Source organism: uncultured Paraglaciecola sp. (assembly GCF_937123705.1).
Classification (GTDB): domain Bacteria; phylum Pseudomonadota; class Gammaproteobacteria; order Enterobacterales; family Alteromonadaceae; genus Paraglaciecola.
On record NZ_CAKZKO010000222.1, the window covers coordinates 1 to 14,888 of the forward strand.

General features: G+C 48.3%; 22 protein-coding genes. 8 read left to right on the plus strand and 14 right to left on the minus strand.

Annotated features, from left to right (window positions below):
* Window positions 1-82: 82 nt before the first annotated feature.
* The 8 genes from Q0688_RS27210 (at window position 83) to Q0688_RS27245 (ending at window position 2,885) form a co-directional block, all read left to right on the plus strand.
* Complete coding sequence (locus Q0688_RS27210; protein ID WP_299085168.1) at window positions 83-322, plus strand: hypothetical protein; 240 nt, start codon at window positions 83-85, stop codon at window positions 320-322.
* A gap of 14 nt (window positions 323-336) precedes the next feature.
* Window positions 337-609, plus strand: coding sequence for a hypothetical protein (locus Q0688_RS27215; RefSeq protein ID WP_299085170.1), 273 nt, complete (start codon window positions 337-339; stop codon window positions 607-609).
* Window positions 610-612: 3 nt separating this feature from the next.
* Window positions 613-891 carry a hypothetical protein gene (locus Q0688_RS27220; RefSeq protein WP_299085172.1) on the plus strand — a complete coding sequence of 93 codons (279 nt, stop codon included), beginning with the start codon at window positions 613-615 and terminating at the stop codon, window positions 889-891.
* Complete coding sequence (locus Q0688_RS27225; protein ID WP_299085175.1) at window positions 888-1,058, plus strand: hypothetical protein; 171 nt, start codon at window positions 888-890, stop codon at window positions 1,056-1,058. Before Q0688_RS27220 ends, Q0688_RS27225 begins: the two co-directional genes overlap by 4 nt.
* A 255-nt stretch (window positions 1,059-1,313) precedes the next feature.
* A complete protein-coding gene (locus tag Q0688_RS27230) occupies window positions 1,314-1,640 on the plus strand; it encodes a hypothetical protein (protein ID WP_299085178.1) in 327 nt (108 codons plus the stop codon).
* Between the two features lie 2 nt (window positions 1,641-1,642).
* Window positions 1,643-1,834, plus strand: coding sequence for a hypothetical protein (locus Q0688_RS27235; RefSeq protein ID WP_299085181.1), 192 nt, complete (start codon window positions 1,643-1,645; stop codon window positions 1,832-1,834).
* 423 nt (window positions 1,835-2,257) lie between these two features.
* On the plus strand, window positions 2,258-2,608 hold the full coding sequence (locus tag Q0688_RS27240; protein WP_299085184.1) for a hypothetical protein: 351 nt from the start codon (window positions 2,258-2,260) through the stop codon (window positions 2,606-2,608).
* Window positions 2,609-2,699: 91 nt separating this feature from the next.
* Window positions 2,700-2,885, plus strand: coding sequence for a hypothetical protein (locus tag Q0688_RS27245; RefSeq protein WP_299085187.1), 186 nt, complete (start codon window positions 2,700-2,702; stop codon window positions 2,883-2,885).
* Window positions 2,886-3,304: 419 nt separating this feature from the next.
* Here Q0688_RS27245 and Q0688_RS27250 read toward each other — a convergent pair whose 3' ends face one another.
* The 14 genes from Q0688_RS27250 to Q0688_RS27315 form a co-directional block, all read right to left on the minus strand.
* Window positions 3,305-5,710 (minus strand): hypothetical protein, encoded by a 2,406-nt coding sequence (locus Q0688_RS27250; RefSeq protein ID WP_299085190.1) that lies wholly within the window; start codon window positions 5,708-5,710, stop codon window positions 3,305-3,307.
* The gene (locus Q0688_RS27255) at window positions 5,710-6,612 is read right to left on the minus strand and encodes a hypothetical protein (RefSeq protein ID WP_299085193.1); all 903 of its coding nucleotides are present in this window, start codon (window positions 6,610-6,612) and stop codon (window positions 5,710-5,712) included. Before Q0688_RS27255 ends, Q0688_RS27250 begins: the two co-directional genes overlap by 1 nt.
* An 11-nt stretch (window positions 6,613-6,623) precedes the next feature.
* Window positions 6,624-7,364: a hypothetical protein gene (locus tag Q0688_RS27260; protein WP_299085196.1), complete on the minus strand. Its 741-nt coding sequence runs from the start codon at window positions 7,362-7,364 to the stop codon at window positions 6,624-6,626.
* Window positions 7,361-7,981 carry a hypothetical protein gene (locus Q0688_RS27265; protein WP_299085199.1) on the minus strand — a complete coding sequence of 207 codons (621 nt, stop codon included), beginning with the start codon at window positions 7,979-7,981 and terminating at the stop codon, window positions 7,361-7,363. Before Q0688_RS27265 ends, Q0688_RS27260 begins: the two co-directional genes overlap by 4 nt.
* On the minus strand, window positions 7,978-8,619 hold the full coding sequence (locus Q0688_RS27270) for a hypothetical protein (RefSeq protein WP_299085206.1): 642 nt from the start codon (window positions 8,617-8,619) through the stop codon (window positions 7,978-7,980). Before Q0688_RS27270 ends, Q0688_RS27265 begins: the two co-directional genes overlap by 4 nt.
* Window positions 8,616-9,182, minus strand: a complete 567-nt coding sequence (locus Q0688_RS27275; RefSeq protein ID WP_299085209.1) for a hypothetical protein — start codon at window positions 9,180-9,182, stop codon at window positions 8,616-8,618. The genes Q0688_RS27270 and Q0688_RS27275 overlap by 4 nt, the downstream gene beginning before the upstream one ends.
* Window positions 9,175-9,606, minus strand: a complete 432-nt coding sequence (locus Q0688_RS27280) for a hypothetical protein (RefSeq protein WP_299085212.1) — start codon at window positions 9,604-9,606, stop codon at window positions 9,175-9,177. Before Q0688_RS27280 ends, Q0688_RS27275 begins: the two co-directional genes overlap by 8 nt.
* Window positions 9,606-10,487 (minus strand): hypothetical protein, encoded by an 882-nt coding sequence (locus tag Q0688_RS27285; protein WP_299085215.1) that lies wholly within the window; start codon window positions 10,485-10,487, stop codon window positions 9,606-9,608. Before Q0688_RS27285 ends, Q0688_RS27280 begins: the two co-directional genes overlap by 1 nt.
* Window positions 10,484-12,283 (minus strand): hypothetical protein, encoded by a 1,800-nt coding sequence (locus Q0688_RS27290; protein WP_299085218.1) that lies wholly within the window; start codon window positions 12,281-12,283, stop codon window positions 10,484-10,486. The genes Q0688_RS27285 and Q0688_RS27290 overlap by 4 nt, the downstream gene beginning before the upstream one ends.
* Window positions 12,280-12,882 (minus strand): hypothetical protein, encoded by a 603-nt coding sequence (locus Q0688_RS27295; protein WP_299085221.1) that lies wholly within the window; start codon window positions 12,880-12,882, stop codon window positions 12,280-12,282. Before Q0688_RS27295 ends, Q0688_RS27290 begins: the two co-directional genes overlap by 4 nt.
* 95 nt (window positions 12,883-12,977) lie before the next feature.
* Window positions 12,978-13,394, minus strand: coding sequence for a hypothetical protein (locus Q0688_RS27300; protein WP_299085224.1), 417 nt, complete (start codon window positions 13,392-13,394; stop codon window positions 12,978-12,980).
* On the minus strand, window positions 13,381-13,593 hold the full coding sequence (locus Q0688_RS27305) for a hypothetical protein (RefSeq protein WP_299085228.1): 213 nt from the start codon (window positions 13,591-13,593) through the stop codon (window positions 13,381-13,383). The genes Q0688_RS27300 and Q0688_RS27305 overlap by 14 nt, the downstream gene beginning before the upstream one ends.
* Window positions 13,594-13,668: 75 nt before the next feature.
* Window positions 13,669-13,890 carry a hypothetical protein gene (locus Q0688_RS27310; RefSeq protein ID WP_299075874.1) on the minus strand — a complete coding sequence of 74 codons (222 nt, stop codon included), beginning with the start codon at window positions 13,888-13,890 and terminating at the stop codon, window positions 13,669-13,671.
* Window positions 13,891-13,901: 11 nt separating this feature from the next.
* Window positions 13,902-14,888: hypothetical protein (locus Q0688_RS27315; RefSeq protein ID WP_299085230.1), on the minus strand; the 987-nt coding region annotated here is incomplete at its 5' end.

The following is a 14,888-nucleotide window of genomic DNA, read 5'->3' on the forward strand; positions in this document are numbered from 1 at the left end:
ATCCGGCAGATGCCTCCGATCTTGCGGGTGTGAATGTGACTTTCAAACCTATCGAAACAGAACCCAACATAAACGAGCAGACATGAGCAACATGCACGTGGTACTTATAACTGCATTTCTGTTTAGCGACAGGAGATTGATAAAGTATGCAGTCACCATCAATTCGGATACTTGCGGATTCGATTTCCACGAAGCACTAAAATACTATCTTGAAGAAGAAGGCACCTGGATCTCGATGTTGCCGGAGCGGAACAATGAAATGCAGATTCTAAGCGTTGATCTCATTGATGGTCATTTGTACGAATTTAACAAAATCACTTAAAAGGGAAACACGACATGACATCTAACACAGAACTACCTAAGTACAAATGCCACAAAGAAGTTTGGGCATTTAAGATCGATGAAATCGTTTACAGCGAAGATTCAGTTAACGGCGACATGATTATTTTTGGATTTAACGGTGAGACTTCAGATGTGACGCAGGAGTACATGGATAAGCACAAGCCGCAATCTGGCGGCTACTTCGTTTTGTATGAAGGTGGCTACCAATCATATTCCCCTGCTGATGCTTTTGAGGCTGGCTATACGCTGATCGCAAAGGAGCAATAAGGTATGAGCGACTGCCAAACAACATCGTGCCCGTTTGCGTTTACAGATGAATCTGAAACAGTGCAGAACTATGGGTGTCTGCCCTCTCCATTCGAAATAATTTCAATGAGACAGGATCATGGGAAGACATGGGCTTGTCACTCAGACACTACCAAGCCCTGTGCTGGCGCAATTCGATATCAAAATAGTAAAGACTTAAATTGCTCTGTCATAGACATCAATCTGGTTGATGAGTCTAACTGGGCAGAATACAGGCAGCAATTCACAAAGGAGTCAACATGAACATACCAACTGATTTGCTTGTTATCGTCGAGTTCGACACAGACCAAAAAGGTTTGCGCAGTTTTACCGAGGACGGTGATATGTATGATGAGAACAATAACTTAGATGATAGCGGTCTAACAGTAGTGGGTTGGCACCCTCTGCCTGATGACATGTGGATCGAGTAGCAAGTAAGCAATTATGAAAACACATATTGATAGTTTTTCCTCATCAATTGCTGATCTAAAACCGCGTGACCGAACACAAGAGAATGCATTGCGATGCCTTAAAAGTGATCCTCGCGTTAGCACGTTCGATATGAGCGAGCACCATAGATGGCTTCCGGGGCTAATCGCTCAATTAGAAGTGGCGGGGAAGGTAGTGAGCGCCGGAGGCGTGTACCCCTGGCACGAATACAAAATCGTAAAGGAGAGGCAAAAGTAATGGCAGAATACGCAGTAATTACACACGCTGAGGAACAGTACAGAGCAAATCAAATACCTGATGAGGTATTACAACTGTTGCCTGAAATCAAAGCGCTTGGTTCTTATCATGATAAGTGCGTACCAATGGCCGCAGCATATGAAGCTGGACGTTTATCAAATCAGGCTCGTATTGCAGAGCTTGAGCGACTGTATAAACAACTGCAACACAAAGTGACTTATGAGAAGCCCATGATAGATGTTTTGTCGGATCATGGACTGTACGGTATACGCGCTGAAAAGCTTATTAAGTTTATAGACGAATACAAAATCGTTAAGGAGGTTTGACAGTGCAAGACTCAATATACATCGATCACTTTCCTATGGTGCCTCCGCGTGAGCAAGCCGAGTCAGATCAGAACTACACCAAGCACGTGCATTGTGATGGTGCGCGCTTCCATGTTTTAAGTTACACCAGCAAAGGCGTAAGTTGCTCAGAGCGTGATTGCATTATCAACAAGCCGAAAATCATAAAGAAGTGATTACAGTATGAGCACATACAAGAAAGGCTACATCAGCCACGTATTCCTTGCTTGGTTCGCCTGGGGTGAACTGCTGGAGTATTGGGGTGTTCCGATAGCATCAGGATCACTACTGCCCTTTCTGGCATGGGCGCACTGTTCGTACATAGGTGTTCAACACTACATATACGCAAAAGAGGGCTAGCAGAGTGTTTTCCCAATCCACCATCAGCATTTATTTTTACCTCGATAAAAAAGTTTACGCAAGCCGAATATGGAACGCAGTGCCGAGAGTGGGCGATGAAATCATGTTGAACCATCGCGACAACCAAAAATATAAAACTGCATTTTCAATAAAGCGTGTCGTTTGGGGTATTGAGCCGAATTACGCGATAAGACAAGAAGTAAATATTGAAATCGAAATTGTAAAGGAGTCTAAATAACATGAGTGATTCTATACAGGAAATCTGGACGGCTAAACAGGAAGAAAAGTTGCATGAGATTGGCAAAGCGTTTGACAATACTGCTGAGCTATACCGCAAAATTGCATTGCAAGAGAAGCGTATTGTAGAGCTTGAAGAAGCGCTGAACTTGGAGCGTAAGCGGCTTCATGCAATGGCATTCATAGGCGAACGCGAATATGTGCTAATGCTTTCAGAAATGAAAGTATCTGGGAATAATCCTATAGATGTCGCAATATCGAACATTGATGAGCTTATTACAATCAAGCCGTTTGCTTTTTCAGCACACCCATTACTGAAGCCATACAAACACGACATAATAGAGACGACATGACTAACTGGAAGGGCAGAACGTGCGAAGGTTGCGAGTATCTGTGCATGGAGTCAGATTTAAACTCATCAGCAGTCGAGTATGGTGACTTTGAGTGTCGAAGATTCCCGCCGACAAACGAAATGAGCTGCACTACGTTCACGTATCCAGTAGTGATGTGCTTCGGCGTGATGATGAAAGCCTGTGCCGAATACAAACCAACCGCGAAGGAGTAGATCCAGATGCCTCAGTACAAGGTCGCTCTTCACAATGGACAAGATCCGTTGCGAATTGCTTTTAGTGGTGGCCCTGTTGAGGCTGCGAGAGAATGGGTTAGAGAATATAAACCGACAAAGGGCTGTGACATATGCGTAGAAAATGTCAATGGCGCGGTAATTATGAACTTACGAGTTCAAGTTAAAATTGAGTACAAATACGAATTTATAAAGGAGGATTAAGTGCCAATACTAAACTACACAACTCGCTAGACGAACAACCATTGACGAATAGCAGAGCAAGGAACGATAACGTGATAATCTTCATGACATGATTCAAATCTGGGCGTGCATCAAGCGTACAGCGTTTTACTGTCTTTGCTATGGAATTCCTACCGGCGTCGGATTACTGGCGCATAGCTATGCAGGATTGCTAGGGATTGGCGTGTGGTTTGTCGCTTGCGTGGCGATAGGTTGGAGGTATGCGCCGAATGGGTGGGGTTAGTTACTGACTAGACACCGTGGCATTAACGGGTGCGGCTAGCGATATTGGTTTAGCTAGTCGTGCTGGCGGTAACAGCGCTTGATTAACACCGTGATTCTCCAGCACGCCTTTAACCGTATCCACAAATGGCAGATTACGGAAACCACCCGAATTATAGAATCTCAGCATACGTTCGGCAGTGCCAGATGATTTGGCAAAGTCACCATTTTTCATCGTTGATTCAAGCGCAATAGTAAACCGCTTAATTGTCGCCATTTCTTCTACGCTGTAAAGCTCTTTCATCAAACTGGAGCCTTGGCCCTTCATTGCTTTTTTCAGCGTTGACACAAGCGCCTGAGCACCTTTTGATTCACCTGTCGGTTTTCGGGTTATAGTCAGAAATGCAGTCTCTCTGAGAGCGTTGAACGCCTCAGAATCTCGACCGACAATATCACCGTAGCGCTTGGCAATCCTAGCGGCACCAGCCTTAGACAATCCGTTAATGCCAACCATATACTGGCTGACTTGTTCCGGCGTGGTCTCAAAGTCAACCATTTTCTGCACTACCTTTCCAGCCTCGTCATTAGATCGAAACTTCTTTGCATAGTCGGCATACAGTGCGCGTGCGTTCTTCAGAGCATCGAGTGCTTCAGGGTCACCGGTAAACAGTTTTTGATCAATGGCATCGCCAATGGAATCATCAAACGAATCCTTGATGATCTTTAGTGCTCGCTTATCGCGCCTATCCATCGTGTCAGAGAAAATATTGTTGATTCTCTGGCGTTGTATATCAAGATCCTTGATGGTGGTTACAGGGTTGTCGGTTAGATCATTGAGCACCTTGGCAGCGCCTGGAGTCAGTTCGTCATCTAGTGTGGTTGATGATGTGCGCAACGCTTCATTAACGCGACTAGGGATTGCTAAAATCGCATCTTCTTGTATCTCTGCATCAAAACCACGCGCTACATTGTACGCATCATCCACGTTTGATTTGGCGGCTCGCTCAGCCTGCAAAACACCAGAGTGCACCTGCTCCGCGCCTTCCATTGCGGTATCAGCTTGCGCACCGCCTAGCTTGTTGGTAAGTTCTCGAATATTTGTATCAGTTTGTAATGCATTGTCAGCGTCCAGATCCCTGAACCGTTGACCTGACTCTGTGGATCGTAGTCGTTCTTCATCTGCCAACTGACTGAACTTGCCTGCACGTTGTGTTGGCGTGCCATCGGGCATCATATCGCCGCGTGTGAGCTTGTAGCCGAATTCGCTCTGCGCAATAGTGGCATCAGGCGACACCAACTCATCACCAGCAACGCGAGCCGCCCCTAGGTTATTCAAATCCTGTCGTGACATGCCGCGAAGGTCATCAGGGCTGAATCCATCCTTTGTCAGTTGCCGAGCAATCACCCGGCGCTGTGCTACGTCACTCATCTTTTTCCACTGATACTGACTGTATTTGCTACGCACCTTCCCTACTATCGCGCCAATAGCTGGTGCTATAGCCTCAGCGCCAGCACCTAGCGCTCCTGTCAATACAACCTGTCCGCCGTCAATCTCGTCACGTCCAGCGGCCTTTTGCATAGCGGCATCAGTGACAGCAGATGCACCACCAACAGCGGCCATTCTGCCTAGCAGACCAGCACCTTTAGTTAGCGCTCCGGCAGCGCCTGCTCCGGCGAACGACAGGGTTTTTCCGACGAATCGGGTTATGTCTTCACCATCAAGCCCTGGTTTGTTCAAATATACGCGGTTTATTCGCGAATCTGACCGCTCTTGCGCGTAAGTAGTGGCCTCATCAACTGTATCGAATAGTGGAAATTCCTCACCAGTAATCGGATCGACTGGGCCATTGGATTTGATGTAGTCCATCACCTGATCTTCAGACATACTTCCGCCATTGCTATCAACCGATGGAAAAGTAACCCACTTATCGCCGATAGGTAGTGTCACTGTTTTCTCTGAATACTTATTACCGTCCGTGTCAGAATAAATTGGTCTGCCACTTTTAGATTCAGCTAACTCGAAATACACATTGCCGTTCTTATCTTTTTTCTCGATTGCATCGGGATGCTCTTTTTTAAACGCTTTGGCGTAGTCTTCGTCGTCGCCAAACATTGACGCCATTGCAACGCCTGTATTATTACCTGCGCCAATAGAGTTAATGTTTCCCATTTTGGGAAATTCAGCATCACCCTTGATCGCATCAATGGCACCGCGTGCGAGCGACTTAGCGCCTTTGGTTATAGCCCAGTCGCCATGCTCGGCACCTAGCAGGCTGTCTGATTTTATGGGCGCGCCGAGAAACTTGACCTCAAATTCTTGTCTATCTATTTTGCCCTCGTAGTACTTGGCAAATAACGCATCTGCCAACACAGCATCTTCTGTGCCGTTGTATTGCGGGTATTTCCCCCTGAACGCTGAGATATCCATTAGTTAGAAAAAAGCCCCAGTGGATCATCGGCTGCATTCATATTTGCCTGCGCCGCTGGTGTTGAATTAACCCCGCTGCCCTGTTGATTAGGTGCTGACCAATTATTGAGATTGCCGAATTCGTTTAAGTGCTCCTGCATAGATTTTTCATTCTCAATTGCACGCTGCATACCCTTTCGCATCAATCCGATCATCACGGCATTGGCACGTTTATCATTACCAAATGTTGGCACGCTGGCTTTCAAGAACTCCATGTCTTTGTCGCTAAGAACGCCGGAGAGTCCTTCCGCCTTGGCTAGTACGATTGGCGAGATCGTGCCCTCCCATGCTTGCATTGCCGCTCCAGCATCGGTGCCTGCGTATTGCCCAAGTATCGCTAACGCCTCTTGCGTCTTGCCGGTTTCAAACTTGGATTGCATCTCTTCAAGAACATTTAGGGAGTCTTCCATTTGGACGGCCGACCGAGCTTCATTCCTGATTGACTCATACGTTTCGGCATCCGCTTTACCTATCGCCTTAGAAAACTCTTCTGTTCGTGCATCCAGGTCCTGGCCCGAATTAACTGTAACGTTGGTCGCGCTTGGATTGACAGCTCCCTTGTGCGACGCCAGCGCAAAAGCATGGCCCTCTTTTCGGTCCATATCAGACAATTCCTGCTCGCGCTCAAGCATTGCTTTCTGCTGATCAGCCGCAATCTTATTCTGGCTCATAACCCCTTGAGCCTCTAACTGCCGGTCTTGCATCGCGTTTTGCTGTGCAAATCCTGCTTGCTGCGATTGCTGGCTGTACTGAGCCATGCGCGCATCACGCTGTGCCTGTACTTCAGCGCTAATCATAAGTTGTGCTGTGTTTGCGATGCCAGCGCCTAACCCTGCAACCGCGCCTTCCCAGTTAATACCCATTCATAGACTCCTCATGCAACCAAAATCCAGTCAGCGTCAATCCAGTCAGCATCAATCCATGCATTATCACTAGTCTTTCCCCAATTAAATATAGATATACTGCTCAACCCATCGCCATCCACATACCACAATCGATCAACATGATCTGAGGGTATGGCCACAACCCGAATGCCAGGCCTGCCTAAGCCCTCCCATCCAGAATGCCCGAAAACTTTAGATCGGAACACATCACCTGACGCATTGAGCGCGTAGATGAAATCAATACCGGCAACGATTTGGATTACGTTGGACAAGGCCCGGTATTCAAACCATGACCCGATTGGATACTTACGCAGCCAGATACGCCCATCAGATAGAAGTGCATATCCAAACTCCTCATCATGATCAATTTGAGTTATCACGACCACTCGCGGATCGGCGGCTATTTTTTCAAACTCGCCACCCTCCAAGTCTTGACGCCAAATAGCGCCTGCTGAAAGCGTATAGATGTAATCATCACCTGATGACAGATATGTAGTGCCAACAGGCACAGAAACTGGCTGCCAGGATTCTGATAGGTTATAGCGCCTGAACACGCCAGCGTCAGACAACGCATATATAAAATCATTGGTTGTCATGATCTGGCTGACAACAGCGCCGACTGGCCCTGTGAATTCGTCTACATTCTGTGGCGCATCCAGTTGATGACGCGATATAACGCTCGTATCGAGCGTATAGGCATAGAGCCTATCAATCGCGATACTGGTGATCATACGGCGACGGTCCAGCCGGTAGGGCTTTTACGAAACCACGCTATTCGGCCACGTTCATTGAAGTCAACGCCTTGCGGATCGGCCACACCATCGACAAAGATACTTTCACTTGTTCCAACAACACGCAGACCACCTGCACCACCTCGAACAATGCCGAATGTAGTGTCAACAGGAAGGCTGGACGGGAGCGTGCACACCGCGTCAGAGGTTGTGTCGAACCACAATAGAGGATCATCTGGTGACACTGTGGCGCTGGCAGCGTAACTTCTAAAGTTTCCCAGTCCGCTATCAATAGAAGCGCCCCCACTGGTCAGCACATGCCACTCAGCGCCAACCTTGACATATTCGCGGTTTTGTCCAGCCGTAAGAACGGGGTTTGTAATGCCATCGACCACGCCGACCAACGTCAACATTCCGCTAATAACGTGAACTTCTACGTTATTACCATCTGCTGGCATTGGGCATGAAAACGTGCCATCTGTTCGATATTTACCGCCCGTGTGCAGCTGCTTAGTTCCGGTAAGTAGATGAACGTTTGACAGATGTATAAGTGATTCGTCGCCCTGCTGTATCGTCAGCTTTTGCGCTTGATTCTGACGTAAATTAACCTGGGTCATTGCCGGGTTCCAACATGCTGAGCCAGTTGCTGAGCGGTGCTCTGATCCTCGGGCGTAATATCACCTGCCATTGTTTGAAACTCTTGGGCAATCTCAGGAAACTTGCCTGCCAATAATTCGCCTGTGTGGGCAACGAATTCCATTGCGCTAGCTGGTATGCCGTCAATCAATGGCTCCGGTTTAAACGATCCAATTGATATGCCGATATCCGATATATCCTGAATAATTGCCTCAGCCGCTTGACCTGCAAAATCATCATCAACCGGCGATCCGTTTTGCTGGTGTGCATTAGCCACTTCTTCATAGATCAATGCAGCGGCCTGTGCGGCACCCTTTGGGCCTTGAGCAATCATCTGCTCAAACTGTGGCCCAGCCTCTGGGTCATGAAGCAATGACAGCGCATTACTCGCCACGTCATTAACGCCCTGATTTGCCGGTTGCTCTGGTGCGCCCCGGGCAGTTGTCTGAGGCGCTTGAGGTTGTTGCGGTGCTTGAGGTTGGATCAAGCCCTGCTGTGGCTGTTGTGGTGCCTGCGTCTGTGGCTGAACCTGTTTCATCGGTTGCACTTGAGGCAGGCTGTTATCAGGTTGCTGTGTTCGTGAATTGGTGATCAATCCGCCACCGGTTTGATTCATCATGCTCGCTCGAATAGTCCAGTTGCTGGATTGACGCGAGCAACAGCACGAGGAGTCTGCGCTTGCTGAGGTTGCGCGAATTGACTCTGCACACCAACTTGTGGCGCTATAAACCCAGTGGGTTGAGCGCTAAAGCTACGCGCTTGTGTGGGCTGGTTGTGATAGACAGCCAGACGCTCGGCCTCCATTTCTGCTGCGGTTTGCGGCTCCGGCGTCATCGCGCCTTGCAACATTTGCCCGCCTGTTTGAATAAGGCCCATTTTAACCAATGGGCTTGCGCCTTTAATAGCGCCACCGACCGAGGCCAAACCCGATCCCATAGCACTAATCAATCCCCCGCCAGCAGCAGCGCCTGCCGACCCTCCTACAAGTCCAGCGCCTGCTATCGATCCGGTTATCCCCTGCGCTGCTGTTAAGCTGCCCACCGTGGATGCCCCGGCCGCCGCACCTCCTGCGCTCACCACTCCCGCTATCGCCGGGAACGCGGCAAACACAACGGCTGCAACAATCACCGCCTTAACGATCTTTTTGAAATTCTTCTTTAGTTTCTTTACCGGATTACTCATCATCACTCCAATAGAAATTCCCACCAGCTCGACTGAATCCCGACGAACTAATTAGTTTGTCCGCGTATTTGTTGCCGGATGACACGCACATACCGATCACATCAGCGCCTTGTTTTTTTGCCCACTTGACATACCGACCTATAAGCTCCGGCCCTTCGCCTGTCCTGCAATAAAAGATGCTATCTGTAGCGCCCAAACACTCGGACACTTCAAGCTGCCCTACAGATCCAGCTAACACACCTTTAACCTCACCATCAACCACAGAAACCCATATTCGTGATCGTTGATGCGTTAGATATTCATGCACTGTTCTGGATAGCTTTACATCGGATATCGGCAAATGACCGTATGGCGTCAAGGCCCACGCCTTGCGTACCAACTTTTTAATAGCGTGAGCATCAGAATACGTGGCTTTTCTTACCATTAATCACGCTCGTCGTATATGTTTCTATCTTGCCTGTGCGGCGGTCGCGTTGGATCATATCGTGGATCACCTGGGCGCGGCTGACCTGCAACGGCTATTTCTGGCTGAGATTCGCCCACATTAGGCTGCGTAGTTGTTCGATTCATATAGATAAAACTACTGGTTGCCAACTGTCCAGCTCGTGTAGTCGCCGCTACCGCTGCATTATGAATACTTAGCTGGGTCTGTATTGCATCATCCTTAGCTTGTGGACTCATATTAGGGTCTGACTGGATGTTGCCTATCGTGACGCCTAGCTGATTTTGCATTGCTTGAATAGACGATTGAGCTTGCAAGCTGGATTGGTTTTGAAATTGAGTAGCCGCACTCTGCTCGTTTAACTGGCTGTTGATCTGACCTTGATGAGTTGCTAATTGCGAGTTTATCTGGCCTTGCTGGTTGTTCAGATTCGATGTGTTCTGGTATGCCTGCGCATTAAGGTTGCCTTGCTGTGTATAGGCCGAATCCTGTAAATTGCTCTGACCGTAAAGCGATGCGTCTTGTTGCGCTATCGGCAAGGCCGATCGGATACGCTCACCCTCAACAGCGCCAACCGCTAGTGATGATGAGATCAAGCCGCGCGCATTAGCTTGCTGCAATCCGCGTGTTTCGGCCTGTTGCATGTACGGATTGTCTTGACTAAGCAATCCTGTCAATCTGTTCTCTACCAGCGAATCAGAGCCGATACTGGTCTGATGGCCTGCCAGTTGCGTTGATGGCGCTGCATTGGCCTGGACCTGCGTTTGCGGCATGGGTTGTTGTTGTGGCTGTCGCGGCACCCTACTCGATTGAGCGTGGCCCTCGGTAATCAATCCACCACGATCATTCATAGATGGCATCATCGTTTCTGTCCTCGCGACCGGTAGTGTACTGTTGCTGATTTAATGCTGTGTGCGTGATTGGATTTGTGGGTTATTCGGATTGATTGGGATACGCCAGAACCACAAAGGTAGGCTGTACCTTCAAATCTTTGAGAATAGCGAGACAGCAACTCTTGGCGGTAGCTTGATTTTGATCTCGAAAGAGTGTCTATCGACACCGGAACGTTATCCTCATAATAGTCCTTACCCCCATCAATAAGATTGGCTACCTCTAAGGTAACCTGTGGATCACCTACTACATCGACATCAATCTGTGAAAATCGTTTTTTCTGACGTGGGTTGCCGTAATGATGATCAACTAACTCTATAAACGCCTCGATAGTTTCATCACCTTCAAGAGATACCGGATAATCCATTTGGTAGACAGCGCCATCATAGGCCACAAATACTTGATCCTCATCACCTCTAAGCGTTGCCATTGCGGTAATGGGAAGCCCTAAATCTACCTCCATAACCCCCGCTAACGAAGATCCCTTGAATGTAAAATACAACCCTCGCCCATCTTCGTTAATGAGTCGATATTGTGATCGAGACCGGCTTACTGCTGAATATAATTTAGCGTTCTGCCTTATCGTTTGGTACAAACTATCGATACGCTGGGTTAGCGCTTTATCTTTAAAACTGCCATAGGCATCGGATGATGCAAGCGTTGTTACGCCTCTCTTATCTGCGAATATTGATGTTGGCATATTTTGAATCGTGCCGACAATAGCTCCCGATTCATCCGAGTAATCCTGAAGCACCCAGTCGGCAGCTGATGTGCCTTGCAATATGCGGATTCGATCACGGCAAAATATCCCCAGTGAATCACCTGGAAGTATTTGAAAACCAGTTATCTCATCACCGGTTGATAGTTCCGCTGCTCCTCCCAGCGCGGTAAAATTAACTGGATCACCTAGATTAGAGTGCAGAATTCGCCCTCCTGGGTATGATAGAAATAAATGATTTTGATGGACAATTACATGTGTGGGAAACTGTGCTACGCCGTCATCAATAACGGCAATAGGCGGCTCATTTGAAGCGTATTCAACTCGGTAAGCACTAGTAATCCCATTGACGATAAATAGAGTTGGATTCTGCCCAGCGAATGTATAGCTGTACGCCTCCCATCTAATTCCCTTGTCGATATCCGATGCACTCAGTTGTATCTCACCAAGCTCAACCCACCCGCCAACACCGTTAATGGATCTGCTAACAACGGCCTTATCCACGCCTCGCTGTCTTACCGAGTATAAGTAATTTGCGTTTTCATGCAATAGGAATATCTCACCGTTACCGCTTGGTCGTGGCGCTGAATTCGATCCGAAGTTATCAATTAATTCTTTCGCCTGTGATAATTCAAAATCTGTAAGCACAGGATTTATATCAAGCACATTGGTTGTCTCAGGCACTTTGTCGCCAAAGTATCCTCCAAACCTGAACTGCTCCGTGGCTCTGTGCTTTTCAAGAATAACTATCGACGTGTTTTGCCGTGTGATTTTACCTATGTATGTAGACTTAACCCCGTATTGTGACTCCAAATCAGATTCAGGTGGTGGCGGGCTAAATGTCTCTACTTCCAGTATGTCTATAGCGTCCAGATTAAGCGATATGCTCTTACCCGCCCATCCTGATAATCCGCCAATCCACTCATACCCGCCCTCTGCCTGAAGAGCGTAATTCAAAGATCGCCTTACATCGCCAGCCTGAGCGTTTAAGTCTGATACAACCTCATTCAACCCTGTATTAAACGGTATAGCTTTGAGTTGATCTGTCATTCCGTAACCATGATCATAGGGGATTCCGTGGTTTGTGTTCGCCCGTGACTGTTGGCGGGTAGGAATTTATCCTCCAGTCTGTCCATCCACTCGCGATATCGACGCTCTGATGCTTCATAGAGTTGCCATGCTTCATCCTCTTCGTAATACATCATTCTAGCCTTGTGCACGATGCAATAACGATAGTCTTCTGGAATATGTGGCACATCTGTGTTATTTCGCAACTCTTTTGCTCTAAGTATTACCTCTGCTCTTAATACAAACTCACGAGATGACACCGGTAGAAAATGAATAATACCCGCACTGTCAATCGAATATGCAGTGGGCAGCATGTCACTGGTATCTATATTGACCACGCGTTGCGTACGGTATTGCTCAGCCCATGAAACAGGTGTTAGTGGATTGCGCGAATTTTCGTCACGAACAGTCAGCGATGTAACGTTGATTCGCTCGATATCACTTTGCAGCGCGCCAGGATCATAACTCTGCGTATTCGCCGAAATGGAAAAATCTACCTCACGACGCATAAATGTATAATCATTCCACGTCGTTTCAATCTCTCTTGATGCCTCTGCCACGTAATCACAAACTAGAGCCATTCTGCCAGTTTGATTGATTACGGAATCAGGTTTGACCGCATGGCTTCCCGATACACCGGCTCGACGTGCGACCCGCTGGCAGAGTTCAAGATAATTCATGCGTGCAATGCTTCGACCAGTTGCAGCAATGCAGGTAGTTTTGCACCTTTGGCCACATCAACATCTTGCGCTTTTAGATACTTGGAAATGGCTGCGTCTGTGTAGTCTTTTAGAACATCCCCAGCACTAGAATTGCCCATAATATCTCGCATTGTGTTGTGATCAATCGTATCGCCCATAATCAAACGCATCTTTTCACTTATCGTCATATCAGCTACACGCGCCGACAGTTTCCCATCGAGAACCTGATCGGCGGTCGGCTCATCAATCACAGGTGCATCACATGACTCACCGTTAGCAGTACGATAATCATCACCCCTAACGTACATCGCGCCACCTTTTGGCGGGGACATCAATCCAAACCCCTCTGCCATAAGCTGTCGCTTAACAGCCCTTTGATCAACAGTAGCCATCACATGCCCCTAGTTGCTCATAAATGGCGGCGGCGGGGTTGTCCGGCACCACCTCGGTACGGCCCACGTATTTGCCCTTGTGTGCATACATCGCCTCTTGCCCAACAATGCCCGTTTCAAGTGATCCCGATACATTGGGGTTGCGATCAACGGCGTGTGTAAAGTGCTGGTTTTCTTCTTGGATTGTTGTCGTCGTCATTAAATTCTCCAGATAAGGGAGCAGACCGCGTTATTAAGGTCGGCCTGCTCGAATCACCTCCGATAGCTAATCAGATCACTTGTAAGTGAAAGACTTACCGTGGTGGTTGGCTGACTTGGACATAGGCAGTGGCTTTGGTCGTTGGCCTTGGCCGTGCGCCTGACCCATATCCGCGTTACCGGCTTTGATCTGCGAATGCTCGGAAATACCAGAGCTAACAGATGCGCCTTTAGTCATACCGGCAGAACCGGATGAGCGCCCGACGTCGTTCCAATCGCTTTCTTTTGCGTCTGACATATCAATACTCCTTACGCTGTCGCCCAATGGATGACACGAGTGTCTTCCGCTTTGGTGCGAGTGAGTGCAAAGTTACCCAGGTAGTACCAGGCAACGCCCTTACCCCGACCATAGTCATCAGGGATTTTACCGCGAATCTCTTCAGGTATAACGCAGCATTCAGCCGCCACATCATCACCAAAGAAATACGCATCGTTAGACTTACCATTGGCCCAGGCAGCTGTTTCGATGTTGGTCTGGTCAACAAACCGTACACCGTCATAGCGACCTTTTTCACCATCAACGATACGGCCGAAACCTGTCTCGGTGTACTGCTGCTTGTTCTCTAAATCTTTCTTGAGAACGCGGTACGTGGTAGGTCGAGCGATACAGTAGTAATCGCCGTGTTTGTGAGTCGGGATATCACGCTCTGTCATCTGTAAAACAATTTCAGATACGTGTGATGCAGTCATGGACGCATCGTTGACAGCGCCTGCCGTGCCGTTTTCAGTGATGGTTATGTCGGTGGCTGAATTACCACCGGCAGGGATCACTTTCAGCGGCGTTTTAGCCCACTGCTTGTGCGCTCGACCATCGAGTGATCGTGCGCAATGACGCTCCAGTGACTTTTTGATGATGTCACGCACAGGATGCGCAGACAGGTCATCGAGTTTGCCACTGTAAGGAACCGCTGTACCAAATTCGGTAACGGTACACGTGCCCTGTGAGCCTTCAAGACGCGTAGTAGGCATCTTGTCGGTTTCAGCCAATTCACCTTCATTGGCTGCGTCTGGCAAATCGCCATAGATGTTCCAGGCAAACTGCTCGCCCTTGCCTTGCGCGTTTGATCCCTTTTGCTCTGGCAAATCGCAGAATTGACGGAATCGGCAGCGTGATTGAACTTCGATTCTCAGAAAATCAGACAGATTGTCTGAATACATGTACCCGCCTGTTTCATAGGCGAGCCATAATTGCCCTGCGGTAACGGCTGGTGCCGCGCCTGCCAGGGCTGCTAGTGT